Origin of the sequence: Mycobacterium sp. (assembly GCF_965229265.1) — a bacterium.
GTDB lineage: Bacteria > Actinomycetota > Actinomycetes > Mycobacteriales > Mycobacteriaceae > Mycobacterium.
This window is the reverse complement of the sequence record NZ_CBDDIY010000005.1, coordinates 1-7,873: the sequence shown is the minus strand read 5'-3', so window position 1 is coordinate 7,873 and position 7,873 is coordinate 1. Positions and strand designations below refer to the sequence as shown.

Annotated in this window: 6 protein-coding genes and 3 pseudogenes; 2 read left to right on the top strand and 7 right to left on the bottom strand. The window is 66.3% G+C overall.

Annotated features, from left to right (window positions below):
- Window positions 1–115 precede the first annotated feature (115 nt).
- Window positions 116–382, bottom strand: coding sequence for a hypothetical protein (locus ADBZ9K_RS00425; protein WP_526617726.1), 267 nt, complete (start codon window positions 380–382; stop codon window positions 116–118).
- 397 nt (window positions 383–779) lie between these two features.
- A pseudogene (locus ADBZ9K_RS00420) lies at window positions 780–999 on the bottom strand (IS1380 family transposase); the annotation flags it as partial.
- A 297-nt stretch (window positions 1,000–1,296) separates the two neighbouring features.
- Between ADBZ9K_RS00420 and ADBZ9K_RS00415 the strand changes: the two are divergent.
- Together ADBZ9K_RS00415 and ADBZ9K_RS00410 are read left to right on the top strand one after the other, a co-directional pair.
- A pseudogene (locus ADBZ9K_RS00415) lies at window positions 1,297–1,445 on the top strand (preprotein translocase subunit SecY); the annotation flags it as partial.
- A gap of 464 nt (window positions 1,446–1,909) precedes the next feature.
- Window positions 1,910–2,138 (top strand): annotated as a pseudogene (locus ADBZ9K_RS00410) (hypothetical protein); the annotation flags it as partial.
- Here ADBZ9K_RS00410 and ccsB read toward each other — a convergent pair.
- The 5 genes from ccsB to ADBZ9K_RS00385 form a co-directional block, all read right to left on the bottom strand.
- Entirely contained in the window at window positions 2,092–3,054 is a 963-nt protein-coding gene (ccsB, locus tag ADBZ9K_RS00405) for a c-type cytochrome biogenesis protein CcsB (RefSeq protein WP_526617725.1), read from the bottom strand. The pseudogene ADBZ9K_RS00410 and the gene ccsB sit on opposite strands and share 47 nt — an antisense overlap.
- A complete protein-coding gene (gene resB / locus ADBZ9K_RS00400; RefSeq protein WP_526617724.1) occupies window positions 3,041–4,699 on the bottom strand; it encodes a cytochrome c biogenesis protein ResB in 1,659 nt (552 codons plus the stop codon). The genes ccsB and resB overlap by 14 nt, the downstream gene beginning before the upstream one ends.
- Window positions 4,696–5,499 carry a cytochrome c biogenesis CcdA family protein gene (locus ADBZ9K_RS00395; RefSeq protein ID WP_526617722.1) on the bottom strand — a complete coding sequence of 268 codons (804 nt, stop codon included), beginning with the start codon at window positions 5,497–5,499 and terminating at the stop codon, window positions 4,696–4,698. The genes resB and ADBZ9K_RS00395 overlap by 4 nt, the downstream gene beginning before the upstream one ends.
- On the bottom strand, window positions 5,496–6,107 hold the full coding sequence (locus tag ADBZ9K_RS00390) for a TlpA disulfide reductase family protein (RefSeq protein WP_526617720.1): 612 nt from the start codon (window positions 6,105–6,107) through the stop codon (window positions 5,496–5,498). Before ADBZ9K_RS00390 ends, ADBZ9K_RS00395 begins: the two co-directional genes overlap by 4 nt.
- 339 nt (window positions 6,108–6,446) lie before the next feature.
- Window positions 6,447–6,932 carry a TlpA family protein disulfide reductase gene (locus tag ADBZ9K_RS00385; protein ID WP_526617719.1) on the bottom strand — a complete coding sequence of 162 codons (486 nt, stop codon included), beginning with the start codon at window positions 6,930–6,932 and terminating at the stop codon, window positions 6,447–6,449.
- Between the last annotated feature and the right edge of the window lie 941 nt (window positions 6,933–7,873).

Sequence of the window (7,873 nt, the reverse complement as noted above, 5' to 3'; positions counted from 1 at the left end):
AAGTTGTCGAGCGGCGTCGGGGTCGAGTGTCTGTAGCGTTGATGATCGCGGTCGTCGTCGGCTGCACAACTTCGCCGAAGGCCTTGCTATCGGCCTGCGCGGCAACGCTCTTCCATCAACAATTGATGCTCCTATTGGTGTCAAGCGGCTTCGAGCCAGTTTCTGTAGGTGTCTGCGAAAGAGTCGTCGCGTTGTAGTCCGCGTTCGATGCGTGAGATGAGGTGGGCCAGACTCCGAAGTGGTTGGCCGCGGCGGTGACGGTGATGTTCTTGGCTTGTCGGGCGGGGCGCAGGTCGTCGTAGTTGGGCACTGCGATCTGGCGGGTCAGTAGTTTGAAGATCTCGCGGGCAACGGCCCGTTTGAGCTTGCGCAGGATCTCCATACCAGAGCGTTGGCGGTATCGATTTTCCGTGTCGGGACGAGCAGGCCGGTCCCTCTCGCACGCTCGGCGACGTCCGGGGGTCGACGACCGTCGCGTAGCGCCGCGCCGGACGCCGGACCGCGGAAAGCCGTGGCCGTGACAGGGCCGGGCGAGAGATTGAGCGCTCGCGGGCCCGGTGACCGCCGACGTCCCTGCCGGTTGCCAGTTGCAACGACGACCCGCACCGACCGTGCGCGGTCGGTACGGTTAGTTAGGTGCCGTTAACCTCGATCTTTCACCAGTGTCGAGACGAATTTGTTGCTTTCGCAAAGGGTGTTTGTGCTGGGTCCGCGGTTGTTCTCCGGCGCGATGGTCCGCCGGTTCTCCGGGTCCTGGTCTGGTGGGTGGTGGGGCCTTGTTAAGCCAGTTGCATTGCAGACCAGCCATTTTGGATGACGCGGTTCCATGGCCAGTCGCGGGATAGACGTAATCGGCGGCGGCGCCGGATCTGAGGATGTGTCCCAGCTACCCCCAGGCGGCCGCAGGCGTAGGCGTTTGGGTTCCCAACGTCGTGCTTCAAAGTGGGTGAAGGCCATTTGGGTCCAGACCAGCAGGTCAGTGGCCAAGGCGATGATCTCGAGCTGAAGGGCAGGACCTCCGGGTCTGACCGCCTTAGCTGGACGCTGCGCACCTACTAGCTAGGATAGTAGCTAGCTGGGAAGGCCGGTCGGATTGGCTCGTCGGTCCGGTCGTCGCTACTATCGCGCTTAGTATTTGGAGGAGCCGAGGGGTCACCCTCGAAGGCAGCGGTACCGAAGCTGGTCTGAGCAGCCGCCAGTCGTTACACCGCGATCAGAGTTCGGGCTACGCAGGAGTATGTGCTTTTCGCCGTTGTCTCCATGCTGCGGACAACCGACCTCAGACGCAAGGCCTATCTGTTGCTCCAGATCGGCAATGGAGGCGGAGTCCAGAACCTACGTTCGGCGGAACCGCGGTACTGATCATGATCGGCGTCGGCCTCGATACCGTCAAACAGATCGAGAACCAGCCGATGCAAGGCAACTACGAAGGTTTCCTGAAATGAATAGTGGTCTGGTCTGGACTCGCCCGACGACGCGATCAACGAGGCGTAGGCAAGGACCCGAGCTCGGGGGTTGATTTACTGAAGCCCGGGGCGACTCGGAGACGCTGTCCAACGCCGACACCGCTGCGGCTCGACGTGTGGCCTGGGGCCGGCCGCCGATACTCCTGGAAAAGGTCGAATGTGTTGGTCGCGACGCCAGAAGCGAAACCGGACAACGCTACGCACAGGTCGCGCACCGTGGGCGGCCCGATCCCGGTGCTCCAAATCGACCGTCGGACGAATGCGGCGCCGCTTCACGCTCCCACCACATCTTGATGACTGGTTCACGCTCTGATCGATGTACTGGCCTCCGCCGTGGGGCTGAGGTCAGAACACGCGATCACCGGCGGTTGTGTGTCGGGCTACGTTGGCGCCGTGGATCACCGCGACGCGGTCGGTGTCGCGGCGCACCGTGTTGAGGGGCGCCCGAATGGGTGGTGCAGAACTTTCAGCACGGAACCTTGAACCCTCGACCGGCAGGACGGCACGGTCACCCGGGTGATGGACGGCGTGGAACTGCGGCGGCCGCCGACGGCTCCGGGCGGCCCGCCGGTGCAGCTGGAGCGTTTCTCCCGGCCCGCAACCGGGTCTCACGCCGGGTCGGTGCTCAGTTCAGGCCGGCGTAGGAGTGCAGTCCGGAGACGACCATGTTGACGATGAACAGGTTGAACAGCATTGCCGCGAATCCCGCAACGTTGATCCAGGCGGCACGGGTGGTGCGCCAGCCGGCGGTGGCGCGGGCATGGAGGTAGGCGGCGTAGACGATGAACGCGACGAACGAGGTGGTCTCCTTGGGATCCCAGCCCCAGAACCTGCCCCACGCCGCCTCGGCCCAGACGGCGCCGAGCACGACGCCGGCACCGAAAACCGGGAACGCGAAGATGGTGGTTCGGTAGGCGAGCCGGTCCAGGGTCTGGGCGTCGGGCAAACAGCGGGCCAACCGCCCGAGGAGCCCGACGCCTTCGGTGCCCTCGGGGTATCGAATGCGTAGCAGGAACAGCAGGCTCGCGACCCCGGAGATCAACAGCACCCCGCTGCCCAGGGAGATCACCGAGACGTGAATGCGCAGCCAGTAGGACTGCAGTGCGGGCACGACGGGGGCCGCGCTGGCGTAGAGCACGGTGCCGGCGACGAACAGCAGGATCAGCACTGGAATGAGCACGAACACCCACGTGGGTCGCAGCCGTGCGGTGCGCAGCACCACGAACCCGGCGGCCACGGCGGCCGCGCAGGTCAGGGTCACGAATTCGTACATGTTTCCCCAGGGTGCGCGTCCGGTCGCTGCCCCGCGCAGGACGATCGCCGCCGCGTGCAGTCCCCAGCCGGCGATCAGGACGTTGAAACCCATCCGGCCCAGACGATCCGGTAGTGATCGCCGCGTTGGCTCGATGACGCGGCCCGGGGTCATCGGCGATCCGGCTAGCACCCGCGGGCGCTCCACGACTTCGCCCGCCGGGGTCGACGTGGAGGCGTACTCGGCGATGAGCAGCAGCAGCGCCAACAGGTAGCTAGTGACCGCCGAGGCGAACGCGAGGTCGCTGTAGCGCGAGAGCGTGTCATTGATCGGCATGGCCGACCCCTTCCATGGTCGTCGGGTGGTCCGGGTCGTCGCCTGGCTCGCCGAGCAGACGTCGGCACAGGGTGGCGAATTCTGGGCCCCACCCGGCGTGATCGGTGCGCGCCAACCCGCCCATCTCGACGGTGACGGTGCCACCAGGTCCGGGGGGGTGGATGCGGATCCAGATGCGGCGACGCCGAATGACTAAAGAGATCACCAGGCCTGCGAGCATCGCGATCGCCGACACGAGCACCCACAGTTGGGCCGGGTCGTGCGAGACCTGCAGGTTGACGAACTCCTTCGCGCCGTCGAAGCGGACGCTGGTGCCGTCACCCAGCACGGCGCGTTGCCCGGGGCGCAGGTTCACCCGGTCCTGTTTGATGAGCCGGCCTTGCGCGATCAGCTTCGGGTCGAGGGCGAAGATCGATTGCGGCGCACCAGAGTTCAGCCCGATGTCGCCCTGGTAGACGTCGATGGCCACGGCGGGATCGTGCATGGCGGGAAACACCGAACTCATCAAGGTTCCGTCGAATCCGGCGGTCGGTGCGAACAGGCCGGCGATGGCGATCTGGTGGCGGCGACGGTCGGTGTCGCGGGGATAGGTTCCGCCCGGGGGGTCGATGCGCAGCACCCCGGCGCTGAGGAAGGTGGTGGCGTCTTGCGGGGCGAATTGAATGGCCTCGGTGCGGGTTTGGCCGTCGGGGAAGGTGACGGTGAACTGTGGTGCGTAGCCGTGTCCGGTCAGATAGACGCGTTCCCCGCCGATACGGAGCGGGTCGTTGACCTTGAGTGCATAGTCCCGCCAGGTGTTGGTATCCAGGTCGGTCCCCGCCTGGTAGGAGATGGCGGAGGTGAACATCTTGGCCTGCCCGGTGGGCAGGTAGTCGGCGGTGAAGTCCTTCACCCGGATGCAGAAGGGTTCCAACCCAGTGCCGTCGATGCGGTTGCCGCCGCGGAAGGAGTCATAGACCGCCGGGGAGGTGTTGCAGAACCCTGGTCCGCCGTCGGCGATGACGATGACCGACCCCTCGTAGCCGAAGAGTTTGCCCACCGCGATCGCCACCAACAGTGCCAGCAGTGCGAAGTGGAACAGCAGGTTTCCCGCCTCGCGTAGGTAGCCGCGTTCTGCCGACAGGGTGATCGCGTCGCCGGATTCGGCGCGCGTCACCACCCGCCACCGGCGCAGTAGCCTAGCGGCCCGCTCGGCGATGGCTGCTGGAGTGTCGTGCAGTGTCTCGGTGTGGTGGTGGGGGAGCCGGGACAGGTTGCGGGGCGCGGGCACTGGTCGTGCCCGCAGCGCGGTGGCCAGTTCGAAGAGGCGCGGTGTCAGGCAGCCGATCAACGAGGTGAACAGCAAAGCGTAGATGGCGGTGAACCAGAAGCTGGCGAACACGTCGAAGAGCTGCAGTCGGTTCATCAGCGGACCGACCGTGGGGCGTGCGGCGATGTAGTCGGCGACCTTTTGAGCGTTGAGGCTGCGTTGGGGCAGCAGTGCGCCGGGGATGGCGCCCAGGGCGAGCAGGAATAGCAGTGCCAAGGCGGTGCTCATGGCCGTGAGTCGTCGCCAGGTGTTGCGGATGACGGCGGCGATCCGGCGCAGCGGCGACGGTCGACGGGCGACGGGGGTAGGCGCGGCTACGGTGTCGGTGGCGGTCATATTGGCAGCACTACGTTGGAGACGAATTCGTTGCGCAGCCAGCCGACGAAGAGTTCCCAGACCCCGGTGAGCAGGGCGAGCCCGACGGCGATCAGCATCACCCCGCCGAACACTTGGATGGCGCGGGTGTGGCGGCGCAGCCATCCGATGCCGCGCAGCGCGCTGGCCGACCCGAACGCCAGGACGACGAACGGCAGGCCCAGCCCCAGGCAGTAGGCGACGATCAGGATGACGCCGCGCGCCGCGGTGGTGCCTTCGGTGCCCGCGGCCACCGACAGCACCCCGGCCAGGGTGGGGCCTAGGCACGGTGTCCACCCGAGGCCGAACACCGCCCCCAGCAGGGGGGCACCGGCCAGTGACGAGATGCGCCGCGGGGTGAAGCGGGTGTCGCGCTGCAGTGCCGGGATCGCGCCGACGAACGCCAGGCCCATCACGATGGTGATGGCCCCGCCGATGCGTTGCAGCAGTTCACGATTGACGGTGAGCGCTCCGATCACTCCGAACACCGATGCGGTCGCCGCAACGAATACCACGGTGAACCCGCCGACGAACAGCATCGCCGCGCCGGTGACTCGCCATCGCCCGGCCGTGGCGATCCGGCTGCCGTTTGCACTCACCGGCGGTGCGTCGGCGCCGGAGATGCCGGCAAGGTAGGATAGGTATCCCGGTACCAGCGGCACGCAGCATGGTGAGGCGAAGGACACCGTTCCTGCCAGGAAGGCCCCACCCAGGGCGAGGATCAACGGGCCGGTCGCGGCGAGAGTGCCGAAGCTGGAGCCGATTTGGGCGAGCGTGGTCATCGCTCGCCGGCCACTCGACGTACCATCGGCTCCAGGTCTTGGGCCAGGAGCGCCCGCAGGAAGACCGCAGCCACCCGGTGGCGACGATCTAGCACCAGAGTGGCCGGGATCGTGCTGGTGGGAAACTTCCCACCCAAAGCGATCAGTGTGCGCATCGGTGGGTCGTAGATGGAGGGGTAGGAGACGGCGAAGTCGCGGACGAAGTCCTGGGCTTTGTCCTTCTGCGGATCCCGCACGTCGATGCCGAGAAACTGAACCCCGAGATCCGTGGTGGCCGTGAAGACGGCCTCCAGCTCGGGGGCTTCACCCCGGCACGGCCCGCACCACTGGCCCCAGACATTGATCACGACCACCTGATCGGCGAAATCGGCAAGCGCCGTGGTCTTTCCGTCGATCATCAGGTCCGGACCACTCATCGCACCGACACTGCCGCGTTGATTGGGCGGATCGTAGAAGATGTCGGTCCGTCCGCCTGGGGACACGAAGTCGAACGACCCGCGGGCTGACGCGGCGTCGGCGCCAGTGGCGCATCCAGAGGCGCTCAGCGTGACGAGCACTACCGCACAAACTCTCTCGACGAGGCGCACACCCGCCGGCCTGAGCGTCATTGGTGACCCTCCCGTCCGCGTACTGTGTTCTAACGTACTACGCACCCTAGTAGTGTGATCTTGGGGGGCGGGGAACGGGCGGCACCACCACGAGGCGCACCGGTGCACCGTGGGTGCGGTGTGTCCCGTCGCGATCTGATCCACGGGGACGCGGGGTTCCTGGTATCTCAGCGAGGCAGCGCGGCACTGACTGCTTGACCGAATCTGGGCGACGTCGCGGAACACCATGGTGGAGGTGATCCTTCCTACGCCACCGTCAGCGGCCACGAGGTAGCTCATCGGGAGCACGGGGGGCGCTAGCAACGCCTGGGCTACGGCGTCGGCATTGCCGTAGGACGATTAGTGCACGCCGAGGTCGGTCAACAAGCTCAAGGCCGAGGTGGGACTGTCCTGAACGTTGATGCCGACGACCCTGATCGACCCGGGCTCGCTGGCGTATCGGGCCAGCACGGGAATTTCCTCCCGACATGGTGCACACCACGACGCCCACACTTTGATCAGGGTGGGCTGACCAGCCAGGGCGGCGGTCCCGACGTCGACCGGAGAGGTTGTCCCCAGGCACGGCGCCACCACACCCACGAGTGGGCCCTGTAGCGGTGGCGCCCCCGGGATAGGCGTGGACGCGGGACAGGGAGCCAGGGCGGCGCGCGCCACCAGGCCCGCCAGTTCCTCACGGGCCACGGGGTCGATGCCTACCGGGGCCTGATCCCGGTGTAGTGGTGCGGCGACGCTTACATCGTCGAGTCCGGGACGAGGCCAGGTCGCGACGCCGACAGCCACGGTCACCACGACGGCGACCAGCAGCCAGCGACACGCAGCTCGCATTCGGGCTCCCTCCTCTGCCTACGGATCAAACGGCGACACTCAATGCCGCGCGACCCGACACCGACCTATCTACTACTTGATATAGTAGGACGTGGCGATGCCGGGAGCGAGATCGGGCATCGAGACGAGGCCGCGCGTTCTACGGAGCCGATCTCCAACCACTCAGATGCTAGTGGGGCGGCTGCCGCTGGATAAGCCGTGAAATTGCGGATGAGCCTCGAAAAAGGGTTCGGAGGCGACATTTCGACCTCGGGTCTAACGAAGACGGCTCCCCGAAGCACGACGACACATGTCCATAACGTCGTGGTTGCACCCGGGCGGTCATCGGCTGGGCCCGACCGCAACTACAGATCCTGCTATCTAGTAACGTGCTTGGTGGTTCTCGATGTCGGAGGCAATCGGGCGGCTGTGGCTGCGGCACGGGTATGCGGTCAGGCCTGCTGCGATCGTGGGGACCCGTGTTGTTCCTCGGAGTGTCGGGTGTCGGGCAGCCTCAGTACGATGGGTTGTCCCGCCCGCCTTGCCCAGTCGGTTGATCGACACCGCCTGAGGTGCAGTGGCGCTGGCGTCTTCTAACGCTTCCACGCCGCCTGACAGCGTGGCGTGCCCTTGCAGCCTCGCCATCCGCGCAGGGCGAGGAGTGCTGCCGCAGCAGCACGATCCGGCTCGACCGTCTGGCCGCGTCGGCTCGCGGCGACGTCCACCGCAGGTTAGGTGGTGTCGAATATATCAGTGGAAGTCACAGGTGGCGCTTCCCACGGGGTTCATCCCTTTGGCACGAGACGTTCTGCTGCCCAATCTCTTTGGTCTGCGGAACGGTCGGGCGTCGACCTGCCTCACCGCTGTCCTCGATCGCCGTTACGTTTCTTCGCCACCGGTGGTCACCGTTCACTCGTGTGGCGCCACCGCCCGGGCACGGCACCGCCGACCAGCTACTAGCC